Source organism: Streptomyces sp. NPDC006207 (assembly GCF_040613835.1).
Taxonomy (GTDB): domain Bacteria; phylum Actinomycetota; class Actinomycetes; order Streptomycetales; family Streptomycetaceae; genus Actinacidiphila.
Genome location: NZ_JBEXSX010000005.1, coordinates 127345 through 147086 on the forward strand (window position 1 = coordinate 127345; position 19742 = coordinate 147086).

Here is a 19742-nt window from a genome sequence, read left to right on the forward strand (position 1 = left end):
GTCAGGCCGTGCGTCCCGCCGGGACGGCGAGCCGCCGGTCCGCGACCGCGCGCCGGGTCGCGTACACGGTGATCCCCGCGACGCCCAGGACGGCGGCCAGGCACAGGGCGACGGTGCCGCCCCAGCCGGCGGTGTGGAAGGCGGAGGCGCCCAGGGTGCCGCCGAGGCTGTTGCCGGCGTAGTACGCGGTCAGGTAGAGCGCGGAGGCCTGGGCGCGGCCGGTGGTGGCGGTGCGGCTGACCGCGCCGGAGGCGATGGAGTGGCCGGTGAAGAAGCCGGCCGTGATGAGGACCAGTCCGGTCAGCACGGCGATGAGGGAGCCCGCGAGGGTGAGCAGCAGCCCGCCCGCGGCCAGCACCACGGCGACGTACAGGGCGCCGCGCCGCCCGAGGCGGGCGTGCAGGACGCCGGAGGCCGCGGAGGCGCCGGTGCCGACCAGGTAGACCAGGAAGATGAGGCCGATCGCGGTCTGCGACAGGCCGAAGGGCTCGGCGGCGAGCCGGTAGCCCAGCACGTTGTAGACGGCGCCGAAGACCGCCATGAAGAGCAGCCCGATCAGGTAGAGCCGGCGCAGCAGCGGGGTGCCCAGGTGGCCGATCACCGTGCGCCAGAGGGCGGCGGGACTGACCGGGCCGGGACGGAAGTTGCGGGCGGTGGGGATCAGCAGCCGGAAGGCGACGGCGCACAGCACCGCCATGGCGCCGGCGGCGAACAGTGCGGCGCGCCAGCCGAAGGCCTGGGCCACCGCGCCGGTGAGGACCCGGGAGCTCATGCCGCCGATGCTGTTGCCCGCGACGTAGAGGCCGATCGCGGAGGCGACCGCCTTGGGGTGGATCTCCTCGCCGAGGTACGCCATCGCGGTCGCCGGGAGCCCGGCGAGGGCCACGCCCTGCACGGCGCGCAGAACGACCAGGGTGGTGAGGTCCGGCGCGAAGGGGATGACCAGGGCCAGTGCCGAGGCGCTGAAGACCGACGCCGTCATCACGGCCGTGCGGCCGTACTTCTCGCTCAGCGCGCTCACCGGCAGCAGGGCCAGCGCCAGGGCGGCGGTGGTGGCCGAGACCGTGAGGCTCGCCTGGGCGGGGCTGAGGGACAGCCCCGTGGAGAGCGCCGGCAGCAGGGCCTGCGTGGAGTAGAGGAGGGCGAAGGTGGCGAGTCCCGCGGCGAAAAGGGCCAGGATGGCGCGCCGGTAGCCGGGTTCACCCGGTCGCAGTGTCGCGGCTGAGGGGGCGGAGGCGGCGGCGCCCGGCCGTATCACGGTGGACGCCCCTGTATCGGCGGGAGACATGCCTTCACGCTAGGCCGGGCCGGTTTCATGCGTCCAATGCACGGAGTGGCGATAATCGTTCCCATGACGCATGAAGCGAGGTCAGCCCGGTCGCTGTCACCGTCCCGTGACGCAACAGACACGCGAGCGGAGCTGGACAGCGCCTCCTGGGCGGCGGTGCTGGCCCCCCGGCTCGCCCAGTTCGCCGCGGTGGCGCGGCACGAGCACGTCACCCGCGCGGCGCGCGAGCTGGGGGTGCCCCAGTCCACGCTCAGCCGGGCCATGGTCCGGCTCGAACTCGACCTGGGCGTCACGCTCTTCGCCCGTCAGGGCCGTACGGTCTCGCTCACGCCCGCGGGCCGCGGCTTCCTCGCATCGGTGGAGCGGGCGCTGGGCGAGGTGGAGCGCTCGGCCGAGTCCGTACGCGCCGACGCCGACCCGCAGTCGGGACGGGTCGCCTTCGGCTTCCTCCACACGCTCGGCCCGGAGACCGTACCGGCCCTGCTGCGGGCCTTCCGCGCCGACCATCCGCGGATCCGCTTCCAGCTCGTGCAGAACTACGGCGAGGCGATGCTCGCCGGGCTGCGCGCGGGCGATCTGGACCTCTGCCTGACCTCGCCGGTGCCGGACGCGCCCGACCTGGTCGTCCGGCGCCTCGACGAGCAGCGGCTGCGGCTGGTCGTCCCCGCCGACCACCGGCTCGCCTCCCGCCGCAGGGTGCGCCTGGCGGAGGCGTCAGGGGAGCTGTTCGTGAGCCTGGAAGCCGGTTACGGGCTGCGGCGCATCACCGACGCCCTCTGCGCGGAGGCGGGCTTCACCCCGCGGGTGGCCTTCGAGGGGGAGGAGGCCGAGACCCTGCGCGGTCTGGTCGCCGCCGGACTCGGGGTGGCCCTGCTGCCGCCGCCGCTCGTCCCGCGTCCCGGAGTCGTGGAGCTCACCGTCACCGCCCCGCGCGCGGTCCGGGAGATCGGCGTGGCCTGGCTCGGCGGCCACCCCGACACGGCACCCGTCGCCGCCTTCAAGAAGTTCCTGCTCGGCAGGCGCGGTCAGCTCCTCCCCGGCTGACGCCGCCGGCCGGCCCGGAACGCGGATGCGTCCGGAGCCGCCGGTCCCGGAGGATGCGGGGCATGACCCGTGCGACCGACCCGGCCCTGCCGCCCCCGCATGTCGTGGAGGCCTTCGGGCTCTCCGGCCGGCCCGAGCCGCTGGCAGGAGGCCAGGGGCACAGCGTCCGGGTGGCGGGCGCGGTGCTGAAGCCGGGCGCCGACGCCGGGCAGACCGCCTGGGCCGCGGGGCTGATGGAACGTCTGCAGGGGCGCCGGGACTTCCGGGTTCCGCGATTCCTGCGCTCCGCGGGTGGTGGTCACGTCGTCGAAGGATGGGCGGCGACCGAGTTCCTGGCGGGAGAGCCCGGCCCCGCCGGCAGATGGGACGCCCTGCTGGCCGCGGGCAGGGCCTTCCACGAGGCGCTGCGCGATGTGCCGCGACCCGGCCACCTGGACGCGCACCGGCATCCGTGGGCGGTGGCCGACCGCTTCGCCTGGGGCGAGTCGACAGCGCAGCCGCCGGCGGAGATCCGGCGGCTGGTCACCAGGATGGAACGGCTCCGCGAACCGGTCGAGGCACGGGCCCAGCTCATCCACGGCGACCTGACGGGGAACGTCCTCTTCGCGCCCGGCCGGGCCCCCGCGGTCATCGACTTCTCGCCCTACTGGCGGCCCGTCGCGTACGCCGACGCGATCGTGGTGGTCGACGGCCTGCTCCACCACCGTGCCGGGCACCGCCTGGTGGACTCGGCGGTCCCCGGTGCCGAGGGCGCGCAGATGCTCCTGCGTGCCCTGCTCTTCCGTCTGGGTGCGCCGGCCGTGCCGGCCGGTCCCGGCGGCGCCCTGCCCGAGGACGAGATGGCCGGGTTCACCCGCGTGGCCGACCTCGTCGAACGGAGGGTCCGCGGGCGGGGCTGACCCCGGTGCTCGGCGCCCCGCGCTCAGCGCAGTTGGGGCGACCGTCCGAAACCCGAGGCCAGGGGCATGCGCAGGCCGAGCGGGGGAGGGGCGGCCAGTGCGTCGGCGACCGGGCGGGCGAAGGACCGCCCCAGCAGGGTGCCGAGGACGAAGTCGGCGGTCAGGGAGGCGACTTCGGCCCGGTGGTCGTGGAGCAGATGGCCGTCGGTGTGGACCTCGAACCGGCACACGTCCCGGTTGACCTTCTTCAGGCGTTCGGCCAGCCGGTAGGAGAGGTCGGGGTGCGTGGAGTCGTCGTTCGTACCGTGCACGATCAGGATGTGGCGGCCTATCAGCTGCTTCACCGGATCGGGCTCCGGGGCGTCGGGCAGCCACGGGGCTATGGCGACCGCCGAGTTGACGGCCGGGTGGCCCGCCGCGTGCAGCGCGGCGCGGCCGCCCATGTCCATGCCGACCAGCGACACCGGTACGTCACCGTAGCGGCGGACGACCTCGTCGACCGCCCACCGCGCGTCCTCGGCCGGGTGGGCGTGACCGCCGTTCCAGCCGCGGAAGCGGTAGTGCACGACGTGCACGGCCAGGCCCTCACCGCGGCCCGCGGCCCGCACCAGACGGCGGGCCAGCGGCACCATCGCCGCGGCGGCCACGGGGGAGCGCCGACGGGTGCTCAGCGCACTGCCGCCGGGCAGCAGCAGCACGGCGGCACGGACCGCCTCGTCGTCCGTATCCCGCCGTGCCGCCGGGTTCAGACCCGGTGTCACTCTCTTCCCCAACCGCGCACCACGCACCGGTAAAGCTTGCGAAGCCATGGCGTAACCATGGCAGACGGGAAGGTGTGCACGACCTGGCCGGGAGGTCAATATTCGGCATCATCCAAGAGCTCTACGCGCGTAGGGGGTATGTTTCGGAAATGACGAGCTCAAGCACGCTCCCCTTCCCCGCGGGCGCTGCGGGGGCCACCCCCACGCCCGAGCAGATCCGCCGCGCGCCCAAGGTGCTGCTCCACGACCACCTCGACGGCGGCGTCCGCCCCGGGACCGTCGTCGACCTCGCCCGCGCGTCGGGCTACGACGGCCTGCCGGAGACCGATCCGGACAAGCTCGGCACCTGGTTCCGCGAGGCCGCCGACTCCGGCTCGCTGGAGCGTTACCTGGAGACGTTCTCGCACACGGTCGGCGTCATGCAGAGCCGCGAGGCGCTCACCCGGGTCGCCGCCGAGTGCGCCGAGGACCTCGCCGCGGACGGCGTCGTCTACGCCGAGGTGCGCTACGCCCCCGAGCTCCACGTCGAACGCGGGCTCTCCCTCGACGAGGTCGTGGAGGCCGTCAACGAGGGCTTCCGGGAAGGCGAACGGCGGGCCCGCGAGGCGGGCGGCCGGATCCGGGTGGGCGCCCTGCTCACCGCGATGCGGCACGCCGCCCGCTCGCAGGAGATCGCCGAACTCGCCATCCGCTACCGCGACCGGGGCGTCGTCGGCTTCGACATCGCGGGGGCCGAGGCCGGCTTCCCGCCCACCCGCCACCTCGACGCCTTCGAGTACCTCCAGCGGGAGAACTTCCACTTCACCATCCACGCCGGCGAGGCCTTCGGCCTGCCCTCGATCTGGCAGGCCCTGCAGTGGTGCGGCGCCGACCGGCTCGGGCACGGCGTGCGCATCATCGACGACATCGAGGTCGCGGACGACGGCACGGTCTCCCTCGGGCGGCTCGCCAACTACGTGCGCGACAAGCGCATCCCCCTGGAGATGTGCCCCACCTCCAACCTGCAGACCGGCGCGGCCGCCTCGTACGCGGAACATCCCATCGGGCTGCTGCGCCGACTGCACTTCCGGGTCACGGTCAACACCGACAACCGCCTGATGAGCGGCACGAGCATGAGCCGCGAGTTCGCCGAACTGGTGGCCGCCTTCGGCTACACGCTCGACGACATGCAGTGGTTCACGGTCAACGCGATGAAGTCCGCCTTCATCCCTTTCGATGAACGTCTCGCGATGATCAATGACGTGATCAAGCCCGGATACTCGGAGCTGAAGGCCGAGTGGCTGTTCCGCCAGACGGCCGCCGCCACCGTCGTGGCCAGCGATTCCTTGCCGGAAGAGGGATGAGACCCGGGCCGTCCCGCCGTGCGGCGGCGGGGCGGCCCAGGCCGCGTGCGGCCGCGCGCGGCCGCTTGCACCGCCCCGCGTCCCGTCGATACGTTCCGAAATCCCGCGAACACGTTCCGTGTGTGCCGCGGCGGACGCACCATCCCCCATCACGAGGATCGCAACCATGAAGACCGGAACCGTCAAGACTCTCGGTGCCGCCGCGCTGGGCGTGGCCTTCGTCGGGGCCGCCGCGGGCGTCGCCTCCGCCGCTCCTACGGACACCAACCTGGGCCTGCCGAACGCCTCGGCCCTGCCGGCCTCCGTGCCGGTCGCCGACGTGGCGAAGTCGGTCCCGGTCGGCGCCGTCACCAGCGGCCTGCCGAAGACCGCCAACATCGTCCCCGGCGTGCAGAACGCCCCCACGGGCCTGAGCACCCTGCTCGGCGGCCTCCCCGTCGGCGGCCAGTTGCCGCTGGGCCAGTTGCCGCTGCAGGGCCTGCCGATCGGCGGCTGAGCACCACCCGGACGAACGCCGGACGGGCCGCGCCCCCTCGGGGTGCGGCCCGCAGGTGTTCCGGGGCCCGTGGCGTCACACGGCGGTCTTCGCGTGTCCCTCGTCCGGCAGCAGCAGCCACAGCGCGAGGTAGAGCAGGAACTGCGGCCCGGGCAGCAGGCACGACAGCAGGAAGATCACGCGCATCGTGGTGGCGGAGGTGCCGAACCGGTCTGCGAGTCCGGCGCAGACCCCGGCGATCATCCGGCCGTGACGGGGGCGGACCAGTGCGGACATGGCGGGTGCTCCTTCGGGAGTCCAGGCCGGTCTCTCCGGCCGATGACATCACCGTACGAGCGCATACCGTCGTGAATCGTCGCTCTACGGTGCGATCCCGACCCTGGGAATCCTCGGGGTCCGCCCCTGAGCACCGGTCAGCCGGTCCTCCCGGCGGACGCTGCGCCGGTGCACCCAGGCGCGGGCCGCGGGCACCACGGCGAGGTGGGCCAGCGCGACGCCCGCCGTGTTGAGGAGCAGGGCGTCCACGTCGAAGATCTGGCCCGGCACCCCGGTCTGCACGAACTCCAGGGCCAGCGAGATCATCAGCCCCGCGAAGACCGTGCGGGCGAACGAGCCCGGTGCCGACACCCGCACCCGGCCGCCGGCCATCGGCAGCAGCACGCCCAGCGGGGCCAGCAGCGCCAGCCCCGCGCCGATCCGGCGGGCCGCCTCCGCGGGCCCCATGGCGAGGTCGGAGCGGATGGAGGCGAACGGACGGAGGTTGGGGGCGTCCACCCAGGGCACGTACTGCGGACGCAGCATCAGCCACCCCACCAGAGCCAGATGAACCGCGGCGAGTACCAGGCCCACCGCGCGCACTTTCGGGAGAGAGCCGTCGCGCCGCACGCCTGGAAGGACGTCTGTCACTTCACGGCGGTTCCAGCGGTTTCCGCCGCCTCGGGGTCGGTGCGCAGGTCCCCGGTGCAGGTGAAGCGGCGCACCGGGGTGTCGTCGGAGCCGCCCAGGAGCACCCCGCCGCTGCCGGAGCCCGCGGCCGTACCGGCGTACGTGCACACCACCTGGGCGAGCGCGAACGGCGGCAGGTCGCCCAGCGGGGCGCTGAGCCGGAGCGATCCGCGCGGGTCGTCGCGGCGCGGTCCCTCCACGGCCAGGTCGCCCTGCACGGCCGTGGTGAAGCCGGCCGCGGACTCGCCGCCGCGCGGCTTGCGCTGCAGCTCGCGCAGGAGCAGCACGGCCATGCCCAGCTGGTCCAGGCCCCCGGTCCGCACCGAGCGGTTCACCGCGGCCACCTGGGCGCTGCACACCAGGAACACCCGGGCGGCCGGGCCCTGCGGCGACGCGGAGGCCGTCGCCGTGGGGCTCGCCTCCTCGTCCGGCACCGCGCAGGAGACACGGGAGGGCGCGGGCCCGGCGTCCACCGGCACCGAGGTGGTGCGGATGCCGCAGCCGGCCAGCAGGACCACGCCGAGCAGGATGAGGAGCGGGGCGCGCCGGCGACGGCGGGCGGCACCCGCGGACGGGAGACCCGGGGCGTCCGGGGCGGCGCCCCGGGACGGCTGCGTCACTTGCTCTCGTTCCCTTCCTCGGTCTCCGCCGCCTGGCCGGCCCCGGTGCGCATCGGCAGGCGCAGCGTGAACACCGCGCCGCCACCGGGGTTGTTGGCCGCGGCGATCTCTCCGCCGTGGATGTGCGCGTTCTCCAGGGCGATGGACAGGCCCAGGCCGCTCCCCTCGGAACGGGCCCGGGAGGCGTCCGCCTTGAAGAACCGGTCGAAGACGTGCGGCAGCACCTCCTCCGGGATGCCGGGGCCGTTGTCGGCGACCTCGACGACGAGCTCGTCCCCGTCCTGCCGCACCTTGACGCGGACCGGCGAGCCGCCGTGCTTGAGGGCGTTGCCGATCAGGTTGGCCAGGATCACGTCGATGCGGCGCGGGTCGAGCAGCGCGATGATGCCGCGCGGCGCGTCCAGCTCCACCGCGTCGAGCCAGGCACGGGCGTCGATGCAGGCGGTGACGAGGTCGGCGACGTCGACGTCGTCCATGACCAGGCGTGCGGTGCCGGCGTCGAAGCGGGTGACCTCCATCAGGTTCTCCACCAGCTCGCCCAGCCGCTTGGTCTCGCTCACCACCAGCCGCACCGCGGGGGCGATCATCGGGTCGAGGGAGTCCGCCTCGTCCTCCAGCACCTCGGTCACGGCGGTGATCGCCGTCAGCGGGGTGCGCAGCTCGTGCGACATGTCGGCGACGAAGCGGCGGCTGGCCGCCTCGCGCTGGCTGAGCTCGTCGACACGTCGCTCCAGCCGTTCCGCGGTGCGGTTGAACGTCCGTGACAGCTCGGCGAGTTCGTCGGTGCCGGTGACCCGCAGCCGGGTGTCGAGCTTGCCCTCGCCGAGCCTCCTGGCGGCGTCGCCGAGGCGTGCCACGGGCCGCAGCACGGTGGAGGCCGCGGCCTGGGCCAGCAGCGCCGCACCGATCAGGGCGAGGGCGGTGGCGATGCCGAGCGACCAGGCCAGCGAGTTGAGGTCCTTCCGCTCGGCCTCCAGCGACTTGAACATGTAGCCGGTGGGCCCGCCGCCGATCACCTTGGCCCCGCCCACCAGGTACGGCTGTCCGTTGCGGGTGACCCGCTGCCAGTACAGGTGGTACTCGGCGGGGTCGCCCTCCTTGGGGTTGCGCTTGCTGACGGCCTTGCGCAGCGTCGCGGGGACGGCGTCCAGCGAGAAGCCGTCGCTCTGCGACTTGGTCGCGCAGCGCTCGCCGTCCGGGCCGGTGCCGATCAGCAGCACCTGGTAGGTCTGCGTGCTGGTGCCGATGCTGCGCGCGGCGTCCGCCAGTTTGTCGCAGGACGGGTGCCGCGGCAGCGAGCCCGCGTTGCGGGTCATCGAGGCGCGGAAGTCGTTGAGCGCGGCGTTCTGGGCGCGGGTCAGCACGGCGTCGCGGTTGAGCCAGTAGGCGATTCCGGAGGCGGACACGGCGGCCGCCAGCGCCACGGCGGCGAAGACGGCGACCAGGCGCAGCCGCAGGCTGGTGAGCCGCAGCAGCCGTGATCTCCAGCCGCTCAGCCGCTGATCCGTCGTGGTGTCACCGGTGGTGTCCTCGTGGTGCGGTTGACTCACGCCGGCGCGTCCAGGCGGTACCCGACACCCCGGACGGTACGGATCAGGGTCGGCGACGAGGGCACGTCCTCGATCTTGGCCCGCAGCCGCTGCACACAGGCGTCCACCAGGCGCGAGTCGCCGAGGTAGTCGTGCTCCCACACCAGGCGCAGCAACTGCTGCCGGGACAGGGCCTGCCCCGGGCGGCGGCTCAGCTCCAGCAGCAGCCGCAGCTCGGTCGGGGTGAGCTGCAGGTCCTCGCCGTTCTTCGTCACGGTCATCGCCGAGCGGTCGATGACGATGCTGCCGAAGGCGGCGGCGTCGGTGCTGTCCCGCTCGCCGCGGCGCAGCACGGCGCGGATGCGGGCGTCCAGCACGCGCGGCTGGATGGGCTTGACGACGTAGTCGTCGGCTCCGGACTCCAGACCCACCACGACGTCGATGTCGTCGCTGCGCGCGGTCAGCAGGATGATCGGCAGCTGGTCGGTGCGCCGGATGCGCCGGCACACCTCGAAACCGTCGATGCCCGGGAGCATGACGTCCAGCACGATCAGGTCCGGTCGCTGCTCGCGCAGCAGCTTCAGCCCGTCCTCGCCCGTGGCCGCGGCCACCACACGGTGGCCTTGGCGCGACAGGGCGAGTTCGAGGCTCGCTCGGATGGCGTCGTCGTCCTCGATCAGCAACAGGAAAGGCACGCCCGCATTCTCTCCCAAGTGGACCGTGGAAGGTACCGCCGTCGTCTGTGACGGGGCTGTGACACTCGGCGGACAACGCCATGAAACTGGCGCGGGAAGCTATTGGTCATCGACGGGGACGCCTACCGGGCGGCCCCCGCCGGACGGGTACGAAGACCAGGCCGGCTCCACCCACGGGGGGCGCGAAATGAACGCACTGCACAGCACGACGACCACCGCAGTCCTTCAGCCGCGCCTGCACACCGCGGGCCGGGGCGTCGAGAAGTCCGGTGCCACGGGCGGGCGGGGGTGCGCTCGTGGCACCGGGCGTCAGGTGGTCCGCACCCGGCCGCCGTACATCACGGCGATCGAGGGCGGTCACGGGGGAGACGGGGGGCACGGGGGCGTCGTCCACGGGGAGGCCACGGGGGCCCGGGAGATCCCGGGGGAGCGGTGCTTCACGGCGGACGCGGACTTCACCGCCTACGTCCAGGAACGCCGGGCCTCCCTGTACGCGACCGCCTACCACCTGACGGGCGACCGCTTCGAGGCGGAGGACCTGCTGCAGAGCGCGCTGTTCTCCACCTACCGGGCCTGGGACCGGATCAGCGACAAGGCCGCGGTCGGCGGTTACCTGCGCCGGACCATGACCAACCTGCACATCAGCGCCTGGCGGCGCCGCAAGCTCAACGAGTACCCGACCGAGGAGCTGCCGGAGACGGCGGGCGAGACGGACGCGATGCGCGGCACCGAGCTGCGGGCCGTGCTGTGGCAGGCGCTGGCCAAGCTCCCGGAGCCGCAGCGCACGATGCTGGTGCTCCGTTACTACGAGGGCCGCACCGACCCGGAGATCGCCGAGATCCTCGGCATCAGCGTCGGCACGGTGAAGAGCAGCATCTGGCGCTCCCTGCGCCGGCTGCGCGAGGACGCGACGCTCAGCGCGGGCGTCGACGAGGAGGCGGCGTTCGGCGAGCTGGTCGCCTGACGCCGGGGGGAACGGGGAACCGGGGGGTCCACGGGGGAATCGGGGGAATCGGGGGAAGCAAGAGGGAGCGGTCGCGCACAGCGGGGGGTCTGTGCGCACCGCTCCCTCACGCATGTCCATACGGACCCGAGCGCCGTTTCGTTCAAACCCGAACGGCGACCGGTGGAAAAGATGCGCGACCGATCCGTTCCAGTGCCTCGTCCCGGTCGCACACGTGCGCTCCGAGCGCCGCGTGCCGGGCGACGATGCCCCGCTCGGCGCGCATCAGGTTCCAGCCGCGGCGCAGCAGGAAGGACAGCGACTTCCGGCCCTCGCGCAGGTCCCGGACGAAGCGGCGGCGGGCGGTGGTGACCGCGCCGCGGCTCAGGCACAGCGCGTCGGCGAGCAGGCCGAGTTCGGCGCAGCGCGCGACGATGTCGGCGGCGAAGATGCCCTCGGCTATGAAGAGCGGCGCCCCATCGAGGCCGACCTCCGCCCCTCCGGTGATGGAGCTGGAGGAGAGCTCGTACACCGGGACGGCGGTCCGGCCCGTGGCGCACAGCTCCGCGACGGCGGCGACGGCCGCGTCGGCGTTCCAGGACAGCGGGGAGTCCCAGTCGGCGCCGATGCCGCTCGGCAGCATCGGGAGGGACGGGTCGTCACCCTCCTTGTAGAAGTCGTCCAGACGCAGGACCGGCAGGCCGGTCCTGGCGGCGAGGGAGGACTTGCCGGACCCGGAGGGGCCGGTCAGCAGGATCACGCGGGCGGCGGGAGGGCGAGAGCTCACGGGACACCAGTGTGACGCATTCAGCCTTTGGGGTGACCCGCCGGGACATGCTTTGGATGCGTGATGTTCAACCAACTACCGTGAGTGACGTCATTGTCGCGTACGGGGACGGCCGCCGCGCCGTCCCGGGACCGGTCCGTACGCGGGCCGGGGACCAGGCAGGTGGATCCTCATGCCGCAGTTCTCCCGCACCCTTCTCCGCGCCACCGTCCTCGCGGTGTCGTCCGTCGCGGCCGTCGCCTCGGCCGGGGCGGCGCACGCGGACGCCCGGAGCGAAGGAGCGGCCACGGCCGCCAAGGCCGGCCGGGCGGCGACGTCGGCCCTGATCGGCACGGTGAACCACCTGCCGGTGAACCCGTTCGCGCAGACCAGCGTCAACCCCCTGGACAACGCCGTGGGTTCGCAGGTCGCCGACTTCAAGCCGGTCTCCACCGCGGACGTCACCAAGCCGGTCGCCGACAGCCGCTCGGTCGCCGACCTCCCGCTGATCGGCGACACCGTCAGGACCCTGCAGGGCGGCTGACGGCGCGCGAACGCGTACGGCGGCGGGCCCCCGCGGGGACGCATCGGTCGCGGGGGCCCGCCGCCGGGCCGTGCGGGCGGTGCCGGTCCCCCGGCGACGGGACGGGCCGCCGGGGGGACCGGGTCAGTAAGCGGAGCCCGAGGCCGCGCCGGCACCCGCGGGGTGCCAGACGGTCTTGGTCTCCAGGAAGGCCGTCAGGCGGTCCGTGCCGGGCTCGGCGGCCCAGTCCACAGCCTGTGGACGGAGCACGCGCTTGAGGTTGTCCGCGGCGGCGACCTCCAGCTCCTTCGCCAGCGCGGCGTCGTCCACCGTCCCCGCCAGGTCGAGCGCGTTGACGTCCATGTGCGCGGCGAGCGTCGGCGCGACCTCGGACGTGCGGCCGGACAGGATGTTGACGACCCCGCCCGGCAGGTCGGAGGTGGCCAGCACCTCGCCCAGCGACAGCGCGGGCAGCGGGGCCCGCTCGCCGGCCACCACGACCGCGGTGTTGCCGGTGGCGATCACCGGGGCGACCACCGAGACCAGGCCGAGGAAGGACGACTCCTGCGGCGCGACGACCGCGACGACCCCGGTCGGCTCGGGGCTCGACAGGTTGAAGTACGGTCCCGCCACCGGGTTGGCGCCGCCCACGACCTGGGCGATCTTGTCGGTCCAGCCGGCGTACCAGACCCAGCGGTCGATCGCGGCGTCCACCACGGCCGCCGCCTTGGACTTCGACAGCCCCTCGGCCTCACCGACCTCGCGGACGAACTGCTCCCGGCGGCCCTCCAGCATCTCCGCGACGCGGTAGAGGATCTGCCCCCGGTTGTACGCGGTCGCGCCCGACCAGCCCGCGAAGGCCTTGCGGGCGGCGGACACCGCGTCACGGGCGTCCTTGCGGGAGGACTGCGGGGCGTTGGCGAGCCACTTGCCCTTGGCGTCGGTCACCTCGTACACCCGCCCGCTCTCGCTGCGGGGGAACTTGCCCCCGACGAACAGCTTGTAGGTCTTGAAGACGGACAGCCGCACCGTCTCGGACTTCTCAGACATCGAGGTACGCCTCCAGGCCGTGGCGGCCGCCCTCGCGACCGAAGCCCGACTCCTTGTAGCCGCCGAAGGGCGAGGTCGGGTCGAACTTGTTGAACGTGTTGGCCCACACCACGCCGGCCCGGAGCTGGTTCGCGACCGAGAGGATGCGCGAGCCCTTCTCCGTCCAGATGCCGGCGGACAGGCCGTACGGGGTGTTGTTGGCCTTCTCCACGGCCTCGGCCGGGGTGCGGAAGGTCAGCACCGACAGGACCGGGCCGAAGATCTCCTCGCGGGCGACCCGGTGCGCCTGGGTGACCCCGGTGAAGAGCGTCGGCGCGAACCAGTAGCCCGCGGAGGGCAGTTCGCACGCCGGTGACCAGCGCTCGGCGCCCTCGGCCTCGCCGGCCTCGGCGAGCGCGGTGATCCGGGCCAGTTGCTCGGCGGAGTTGATGGCGCCGATGTCGGTGTTCTTGTCCAGCGGGTCGCCGACGCGCAGCGTCGACAGCCGGCGCTTGAGCGCGTCCAGCACCTCGTCCGCGACGGACTCCTGGACCAGCAGACGGGAGCCCGCGCAGCAGACCTGGCCCTGGTTGAAGAAGATGCCGTTGACGATGCCCTCGACGGCCTGGTCGATCGGCGCGTCGTCGAAGACGATGTTGGCGCCCTTGCCACCCAGCTCCAGGGTGACCTTCTTCCTCGTACCGGCGACCGTGCGGGCGATCTGCTTGCCGACGGCGGTGGAACCGGTGAAGGCGACCTTGTCGACGCCCTCGTGCGCGACCAGCGCGGCACCGGCGTCCCCGTAGCCGGGGAGGATGTTGACGACGCCCTTGGGCAGGCCCGCCTGGCGGCAGATGTCGGCGAAGAACAGCGCCGACAGCGGGGTGGTCTCGGCCGGCTTGAGGACGACCGTGTTGCCGGTGGCCAGCGCCGGGGCGATCTTCCACGCCAGCATCAGCAGCGGGAAGTTCCACGGGATGACCTGGCCCGCCACGCCCAGCGGACGGGGGGCCGGGCCGAAGCCGGCGTGCGCGAGTTTGTCGGCCCAGCCGGCGTAGTAGAAGAAGTGCGCGGCGACCAGCGGGAGGTCGGCGTCGCGGGTCTCCTTGATCGGCTTGCCGTTGTCCAGCGACTCCAGGACGGCCAGCTCGCGCGAGCGCTCCTGGACGATCCGGGCGATGCGGAACAGGTACTTGGCGCGCTCGGAGCCCGGCAGCGCCGACCACGACGCGAAGGCCTTGCGGGCGGCCCCGACGGCCCGGTCCACGTCCGCCTCGCCGGCCCGGGCGACCTCGGAGAGGACCTCCTCGCTGGACGGGCTCACGGTCTTGAAGACCCGGCCGTCGGCGGCGTCGGTGAACTCGCCGTCGATGAACAGGCCGTAGGAGGGGGCGATGTCGACGACGGAGCGGGACTCGGGCGCCGGCGCGTACGCGAAGGCGGAGCCCGGCTCCGGCTGTCCGGCCGGCTGGGTCCGCTGGGGCTGCTGGTTCTTCTTGGTCTGTGTCATCGGGGTTCTCAGTCCACCGTCACGTAGTCGGGACCGGAGTAGCGGCCGGTGCTCAGCTTCTGGCGCTGCATGAGCAGATCGTTCAGCAGGCTGGACGCGCCGAAACGGAACCACTCGTTGCTCAGCCACTCGTCGCCCACGGTCTCGTTGACGAGGACCAGGAACTTGATGGCGTCCTTGGAGGTGCGGATGCCACCGGCGGGCTTCACGCCGACCTGGACGCCGGTGGCGGCGCGGAAGTCGCGCACGGCCTCGAGCATCAGCAGGGTGTTGGCGGGGGTGGCGTTGACCGCCACCTTGCCGGTGGAGGTCTTGATGAAGTCGGCGCCGGCGAGCATGCCGAGCCAGGAGGCGCGGCGGATGTTGTCGTACGTGGCCAGCTCGCCGGTCTCGAAGATCACCTTGAGGTGGGCGGAGCTGCCGTCGGGACGGCGGCAGGCCTCCTTGACCGCCTTGATCTCCTCGAAGACCTTCAGGTAGTGGCCGGCGAGGAAGGCGCCGCGGTCGATGACCATGTCCACTTCGTCGGCGCCCGCGGCCACCGCGTCGGCGGTGTCGGCGAGCTTCACCGGCAGCGCGGCGCGGCCGGCCGGGAAGGCGGTGGCGACGGACGCGACGCGCACGCCGGAGTCGCCGAGGGCCTCCTTGGCGGTCGCGACCATGTCCGGGTAGACGCAGATCGCGGCGACCCGGGGGGTCGTGCGGTCGGTCGGGTCCGGGCTGACGCCCTTGGCGGACAGCGCCCGGACCTTGCCGGGGGTGTCCGCGCCTTCGAGCGTGGTCAGGTCGATCATCGAGATCGCCAGGTCGATGGCGTACGCCTTCGCCGTGGTCTTGATCGAACGGGTGCCGAGGCTTGCGGCGCGGCCTTCGAGGCCGACCGCGTCGACGCCGGGCAGCCCGTGCAGGAAGCGGCGCAGCGCGGCGTCGGAGGCCGTGACGTCGGCCATGGACGCCAGCCGGGCCGCGGCGTCGGGGCCGTGAGCGGGAACAGTGGTGGGCATGGTCACCACACCAGCATATCTACGCGCGTAGCGAATGTCACCGGTCGGAACGGGCCCGACTGTCCCCGTACGGGGGGCCCGGCAACCGAATCGGCGGAACCGGTGGTCTGGTGGGTGAAGGGGGTCATCGATGAATCCAGACGACGAGGCGGAGTTCCAAGGCTACGTCCGTGCCAGATGGACCCATCTGGTCAGGACCGCCTATCTGCTCACGGGTGACCGGCATCACGCCGAGGACCTGGCGCAGACCGCGCTGGCCAAGGCCTACCGGTCCTGGCGGCGGGTGCAGCGCAGCGACAATCCGGACGCCTACGTGCGACGGATCCTGATCAGCTGCAACAAGGACCGGTTCCGCAAGAAACGCGTGGCCGAACGGCTCACGGACGTACCGCCCGAGGGCGCCGGAGCCGATCCCACGGCACGGGTGGCGCTGCGGGAGGAGCTGCTGGCGGCGCTCGGCGAGCTGCCCGCACGGCAGCGGGCCGTGGTCGTGCTGCGGTACTGGGACGACCTGTCGGAGACCGAGGTGGCCCATGCGCTGGGCTGCTCGGCCGGGACGGTCAAGAGCCAGGCGGCCAGGGGCCTGGCCAAGCTGCGGGCCCGGCTGGGCACGGCCGTGGCGGCCGCGGAGCCTGTCGCCGTCGGGGCGGCCGCAGGGACGAGGACGGGGCCATGGGGCCCGGCGAAGGACACGAGGGTCGAAGGAGGGGTCCGATGAGGGACAAGGCAGACACGGCGGGGTTCGGCCCCGCGGACGGCGACACGGAGTTCGAGGCGCAGCTGCGCGAGCTCCTCGAGGAACAGACGGACGGGTTGCGCACCGGCGAGGCGCCCTACGCCACGATCGTGCGCCAGGGCAGGACGAGCCGCAGACGCCGGGTGTTCGCCGCCGGGGCAGGGCTGGCGGCGCTGGTCGCGGTGCCGGGCACGGCCGTCGCGATGCACTACCAGCCCGGCGGTGCCGGCACGACCGCGCTGCCGGCCCACGACGCCCGGCCGTCGGTGACGGCGAGCGCCGTCCAGCCGCGCACCTCCGCCACGGCGCGGGCGAGCGGGCCCGAAGGTCCCGCGACGCCGGGGCAGCTGGCGGACGGGATCACGATGGAGCGGGCGGGCGAGGTGCTGGAGAGGTGCCTGGCGTACGGCGGGCAACACCAGCCCAAGGCGTCCGCCTTCGCCGGCGACTACGGGAAGGCCGAGGACTACCGCGTGATCCTCGCGCTGAACGCCACCGGCGACGAAAACTCCCCGGGCGACGGCATCCGTGTGGTGGCGGTCGGCACCGTGGACGGCGCCCCCGCCCGCCTGATCTGCACGGACAAGGACGGGAAGGCGGGCGGCATCAACAGCAGCGTCGGAGCGGACGGCGCCCCGGGCCGCGGGCCCGTCGTGCCGGACGAGAACGCCTACCGGCTCTACAAGCAGGACGGCACCACCGGCCCGGGGCTGCCGTACCACTTCCCCTTCCGCTGGGGCAGCATCGGCACGGTCGAACCCGGGGTCGCCAAGGTCACCGTCTCCTGGGGCGGCGTCACCCGGCAGGCGGTGCTCGACCACGGCTACTTCGTCGCGACCGGGGTCCTCGCCGCGCCGGAGGATTCCCTGCCGCACATCCAGGGCTACGACGCGGCGGGCAAGCGCGTCTACGACTCCAGGGAGGACAAGGGGTACCAGTAGGCGGCCGCTGACGCCGATGCACTAACGCAACCTCCGTCCCGCGGGGCGCAGGGCCGGGGTCAGGCACAATCTGATCTCATGACGAGTTCCGAGAACCCCGCCCCCGAACCGCAGCCCGACCCCGGGCAGCCGAAGTACGCCGAGCGCTCCTACCGCTCGACGGCCGGCGTCGTTGGCGGCGTGCTCATGCTCGCCATCACGCTGTGGCTCGGCATCGACGCGATCGTGCGCGGTACGGGCGACACGCCCTGGGTGGCCCTCGCACTGCTGCTGCTGATCGTGCCGCTGGTCGTCGCGTTCACCCTGCGTCCGGTCGTCCTGGCCGGTGACGACCGGCTCCTGGTGCGCAACCCGTTCCGCACCGTCACCGCGCCCTGGAGCGCCGTGGAGGGGCTGCGCTCGGGGTACTCGACGGAGCTGTTCGCGGAGGGCAGGAAGTACCAGTTGTGGGCCGTCCCCGTGTCGATGCGCGCCCGCAAGCGGGCCGCGCGGGCCAAGACGCGCGCCGCCGCGGCGGGCGACCCGGGCGCGACGCTGGGGTCCCGTCCCGGTGCCACGGAGTCGACCCGGGCCTGGTCCGACCGGGTCGTGGACGAACTGCGCGAGCTCGCGGAGCGGCACGGCGGCCGCGAGGGCGCGCAGGGCGAGGTCACGGTCCGCTGGGCGTACGAGGTGATCGCCCCGGCGGTGGCGGGGGCGGTCGTGCTGATCGTCCTGCTCGCCATCGGCTGAGCCGCCGGACCGGGCGCACACCCCGACGCCCCGGTCGTGCCCGAGCGGGCACGACCGGGGCGTCGGCGTTGTCGGAGCGTCAGGCCTTCGCCGCGGCCTCGTCCCGGGGGAGCCCGGCGGCGGTCGCGAGGTCGGCCTTGACGGCCGCGAGGACGTCGGCGGCCTGGGCGCGGACGGCGGCCAGCCGGTCGGCGCCCGGCACGGGCAGCACGACCTCCAGGTAGCACTTCAGCTTGGGCTCGGTGCCGCTCGGCCGCACGATCACGCGTGCCGACTCCACACCGGCTCCCGGGGAGCCGGCCAGCCGGTAGCGCAGGCCGTCGGTCGGCGGCAGCTCCGCGCTGCCCTTGGAGAGGTCCTCGGCGGTGACGACGGCGAGACCGGCCAGCGAGCTGGGCGGCCGCTCCCGCAGCCGGCTCATCGCGTCGTCGATGACCGACAGGTCGGCGACCCGCACCGAGAGCTGGTCGGTGGCGTGCAGTCCGTACTCCAGGGCGATGTCGTCCAGCAGGTCGGAGAGCGTACGGCCCTTGGCCTTGAGCTCGGCGGTCAGTTCCGCGACCGCCAGGGCGGCGGTGACGCCGTCCTTGTCCCGCACGCCCACGGGGTCCACGCAGTAGCCCAGGGCCTCCTCGTAGCCGAACCGCAGGCCCTCCACCCGGGAGATCCACTTGAAGCCGGTCAGGGTGTCGGCGTAACGCAGCCCCGCGCGGGCCGCGATGCGCGAGAGCAGGGAGGAGGAGACGATGCTCGCCGCGAAGGTTCCGCTGGCCCGGCGGTGCACCAGGTGGGTGGCGAGCAGCGCGCCGACCTCGTCGCCGCGCAGCATGCGCCAGCCGTCCGCGGCGGTGCGGTCCGGCACGGCCACGGCGCAGCGGTCGGCGTCGGGATCGTTGGCGATGACGATGTCGACGTCGGGGCCGAGGGCCCGGGCCGCGGCGAAGGCCAGGTCCATCGCCCCCGGTTCCTCCGGATTGGGGAAGGCGACGGTCGGGAAGTCCGGGTCGGGCTCGCCCTGCTCGGCGACGACGTGCGGGGCGGCGAACCCGGCCCGCTCGAAGGCGGCGGTCAGCACGTCGCGGCCGACACCGTGCAGGGGGGTGTAGACGACCGAGATGTCGCGCGGGGTGTGCCGGTCCACGACCGCGGCGGCGCGGTCCAGGTAGGCCTCGACGACCTCCTCACCGAGGAGCTGCCAGCCCTCGTCCGCCAGCGGGACGCCGGTCAGCGGGCCGATCGCGGCGATCTCGTCGGCGATCCCGGCGTCGGCGGGCGGGACGATCTGCGAGCCGTCGCCCAGGTAGACCTTGTAGCCGTTGTCACGGGGTGGGTTGTGGCTCGCGGTCACGGCGATGCCCGCGACGGCGCCCAGGTGACGGATCGCGAAGGCCAGCACCGGCGTGGGCAGCGGCCCGGGCAGCACGGCCGCCCGCAGGCCCGCGCCGACCATGACGGCGGCGGTGTCACGGGCGAAGTCCACCGACTTGTGGCGGGCGTCGTGACCCACGACGACCAGCCCGTCGCCCTGGCCCTGCGCCTTGAGGTACGCGGCGAGACCGGCGGCGGCCCGGATGACCACGGAGCGGTTCATGCGCATCGGGCCCGCGCCGACCTCCCCGCGCAGCCCCGCCGTACCGAACTGCAGGGTGCCGGAGAACCGGGCCGCGAGGTCCTCGGCCGCCGCCGGGTCGCCCGACTCGACGGCCGTGAGCAGCGCCTCCAACTCGGCCCGGGTGCCGGGGTCCGGGTCCTCGGCCAGCCAGGTGCGCGCCTGAGGGATCAGCTCCGCCTTCTCGCTTGCGCTTGCCACGTGATGCTCCTGCGATGTCGTCTTCGGTGCCGCCCGCGCCCCGCGCGGGTCGGCCTGGGGCCTCCGGCCCGTCCTGCCCGCGGCCGTTGCCACAGCGGGAGGCCGCGCGGCGGGATCCCGTCCGGCCG

21 protein-coding genes are annotated in these 19742 nt (G+C 73.6%); 9 read left to right on the forward strand and 12 right to left on the reverse strand.

Annotated features, from left to right (window positions below):
* Window position 1 precedes the first annotated feature (1 nt).
* On the reverse strand, window positions 2-1288 hold the full coding sequence (locus tag ABZ312_RS05650) for an MFS transporter (RefSeq protein WP_500436567.1): 1287 nt from the start codon (window positions 1286-1288) through the stop codon (window positions 2-4).
* Between the two features lie 63 nt (window positions 1289-1351).
* Between ABZ312_RS05650 and ABZ312_RS05655 the strand changes: the two genes are divergently transcribed.
* Together ABZ312_RS05655 and ABZ312_RS05660 are read left to right on the forward strand one after the other, a co-directional pair.
* Complete coding sequence (locus ABZ312_RS05655; protein ID WP_500326658.1) at window positions 1352-2332, forward strand: LysR family transcriptional regulator; 981 nt, start codon at window positions 1352-1354, stop codon at window positions 2330-2332.
* Between the two features lie 62 nt (window positions 2333-2394).
* Window positions 2395-3231 carry an aminoglycoside phosphotransferase gene (locus ABZ312_RS05660; protein WP_500326660.1) on the forward strand — a complete coding sequence of 279 codons (837 nt, stop codon included), beginning with the start codon at window positions 2395-2397 and terminating at the stop codon, window positions 3229-3231.
* 23 nt (window positions 3232-3254) lie between these two features.
* Here the strand turns inward: ABZ312_RS05660 and ABZ312_RS05665 are convergent, their stop codons facing one another.
* Entirely contained in the window at window positions 3255-4040 is a 786-nt protein-coding gene (locus tag ABZ312_RS05665; protein WP_500326662.1) for an alpha/beta hydrolase, read from the reverse strand.
* A 101-nt stretch (window positions 4041-4141) separates the two neighbouring features.
* On the opposite strand from ABZ312_RS05665, the gene ABZ312_RS05670 reads away from it, so the two are divergent.
* Window positions 4142-5335 (forward strand): adenosine deaminase, encoded by a 1194-nt coding sequence (locus ABZ312_RS05670; protein WP_500356838.1) that lies wholly within the window; start codon window positions 4142-4144, stop codon window positions 5333-5335.
* 166 nt (window positions 5336-5501) lie between these two features.
* Window positions 5502-5831, forward strand: coding sequence for a hypothetical protein (locus tag ABZ312_RS05675; protein WP_500326666.1), 330 nt, complete (start codon window positions 5502-5504; stop codon window positions 5829-5831).
* 75 nt (window positions 5832-5906) lie between these two features.
* On the opposite strand, the gene ABZ312_RS05680 is transcribed toward ABZ312_RS05675, so the two are convergent.
* The 5 genes from ABZ312_RS05680 to ABZ312_RS05700 all read right to left on the reverse strand — a co-directional run bounded on the left by ABZ312_RS05680 (window position 5907) and on the right by ABZ312_RS05700 (window position 9620).
* Window positions 5907-6107, reverse strand: a complete 201-nt coding sequence (locus ABZ312_RS05680; protein WP_499513615.1) for a PspC domain-containing protein — start codon at window positions 6105-6107, stop codon at window positions 5907-5909.
* Between the two features lie 84 nt (window positions 6108-6191).
* Window positions 6192-6680: a VanZ family protein gene (locus ABZ312_RS05685; RefSeq protein WP_500326668.1), complete on the reverse strand. Its 489-nt coding sequence runs from the start codon at window positions 6678-6680 to the stop codon at window positions 6192-6194.
* Window positions 6681-6733: 53 nt separating this feature from the next.
* On the reverse strand, window positions 6734-7396 hold the full coding sequence (locus tag ABZ312_RS05690) for a hypothetical protein (RefSeq protein WP_500326670.1): 663 nt from the start codon (window positions 7394-7396) through the stop codon (window positions 6734-6736).
* A complete protein-coding gene (locus tag ABZ312_RS05695; RefSeq protein ID WP_500326672.1) occupies window positions 7393-8946 on the reverse strand; it encodes an ATP-binding protein in 1554 nt (517 codons plus the stop codon). Before ABZ312_RS05695 ends, ABZ312_RS05690 begins: the two co-directional genes overlap by 4 nt.
* Window positions 8943-9620 carry a response regulator gene (locus ABZ312_RS05700; RefSeq protein ID WP_026251393.1) on the reverse strand — a complete coding sequence of 226 codons (678 nt, stop codon included), beginning with the start codon at window positions 9618-9620 and terminating at the stop codon, window positions 8943-8945. Before ABZ312_RS05700 ends, ABZ312_RS05695 begins: the two co-directional genes overlap by 4 nt.
* 187 nt (window positions 9621-9807) lie before the next feature.
* Between ABZ312_RS05700 and ABZ312_RS05705 the strand changes: the two genes are divergently transcribed.
* Window positions 9808-10584, forward strand: coding sequence for a SigE family RNA polymerase sigma factor (locus ABZ312_RS05705; protein ID WP_500326674.1), 777 nt, complete (start codon window positions 9808-9810; stop codon window positions 10582-10584).
* 142 nt (window positions 10585-10726) lie between these two features.
* On the opposite strand, the gene ABZ312_RS05710 is transcribed toward ABZ312_RS05705, so the two are convergent.
* The gene (locus tag ABZ312_RS05710) at window positions 10727-11350 is read right to left on the reverse strand and encodes an ATP-binding protein (protein ID WP_500326676.1); all 624 of its coding nucleotides are present in this window, start codon (window positions 11348-11350) and stop codon (window positions 10727-10729) included.
* A gap of 172 nt (window positions 11351-11522) precedes the next feature.
* On the opposite strand from ABZ312_RS05710, the gene ABZ312_RS05715 reads away from it, so the two are divergent.
* Window positions 11523-11873 (forward strand): hypothetical protein, encoded by a 351-nt coding sequence (locus ABZ312_RS05715; protein ID WP_499513621.1) that lies wholly within the window; start codon window positions 11523-11525, stop codon window positions 11871-11873.
* A 123-nt stretch (window positions 11874-11996) separates the two neighbouring features.
* Here ABZ312_RS05715 and ABZ312_RS05720 read toward each other — a convergent pair whose 3' ends face one another.
* Genes ABZ312_RS05720 through deoC form a run of 3 tightly spaced genes read right to left on the reverse strand, consistent with a single transcriptional unit; the run spans window position 11997 to window position 15395 of the window.
* Entirely contained in the window at window positions 11997-12902 is a 906-nt protein-coding gene (locus tag ABZ312_RS05720) for an aldehyde dehydrogenase family protein (protein ID WP_500356840.1), read from the reverse strand.
* Window positions 12895-14391, reverse strand: a complete 1497-nt coding sequence (locus ABZ312_RS05725; RefSeq protein WP_500326680.1) for an aldehyde dehydrogenase family protein — start codon at window positions 14389-14391, stop codon at window positions 12895-12897. The genes ABZ312_RS05720 and ABZ312_RS05725 overlap by 8 nt, the downstream gene beginning before the upstream one ends.
* 8 nt (window positions 14392-14399) lie before the next feature.
* Window positions 14400-15395: a deoxyribose-phosphate aldolase gene (gene deoC / locus ABZ312_RS05730; protein ID WP_500326830.1), complete on the reverse strand. Its 996-nt coding sequence runs from the start codon at window positions 15393-15395 to the stop codon at window positions 14400-14402.
* A gap of 130 nt (window positions 15396-15525) precedes the next feature.
* Between deoC and ABZ312_RS05735 the strand changes: the two genes are divergently transcribed.
* The 3 genes from ABZ312_RS05735 to ABZ312_RS05745 all read left to right on the forward strand — a co-directional run bounded on the left by ABZ312_RS05735 (window position 15526) and on the right by ABZ312_RS05745 (window position 17804).
* Complete coding sequence (locus ABZ312_RS05735) at window positions 15526-16113, forward strand: SigE family RNA polymerase sigma factor (protein ID WP_500326682.1); 588 nt, start codon at window positions 15526-15528, stop codon at window positions 16111-16113.
* Complete coding sequence (locus ABZ312_RS05740; protein ID WP_500356842.1) at window positions 16110-17072, forward strand: hypothetical protein; 963 nt, start codon at window positions 16110-16112, stop codon at window positions 17070-17072. Before ABZ312_RS05735 ends, ABZ312_RS05740 begins: the two co-directional genes overlap by 4 nt.
* Window positions 17073-17150: 78 nt before the next feature.
* Window positions 17151-17804 carry a PH domain-containing protein gene (locus tag ABZ312_RS05745; RefSeq protein WP_500326686.1) on the forward strand — a complete coding sequence of 218 codons (654 nt, stop codon included), beginning with the start codon at window positions 17151-17153 and terminating at the stop codon, window positions 17802-17804.
* A 79-nt stretch (window positions 17805-17883) separates the two neighbouring features.
* Here the strand turns inward: ABZ312_RS05745 and ABZ312_RS05750 are convergent, their stop codons facing one another.
* Window positions 17884-19614, reverse strand: a complete 1731-nt coding sequence (locus tag ABZ312_RS05750; protein ID WP_500326688.1) for a phospho-sugar mutase — start codon at window positions 19612-19614, stop codon at window positions 17884-17886.
* Window positions 19615-19742 lie beyond the last annotated feature (128 nt).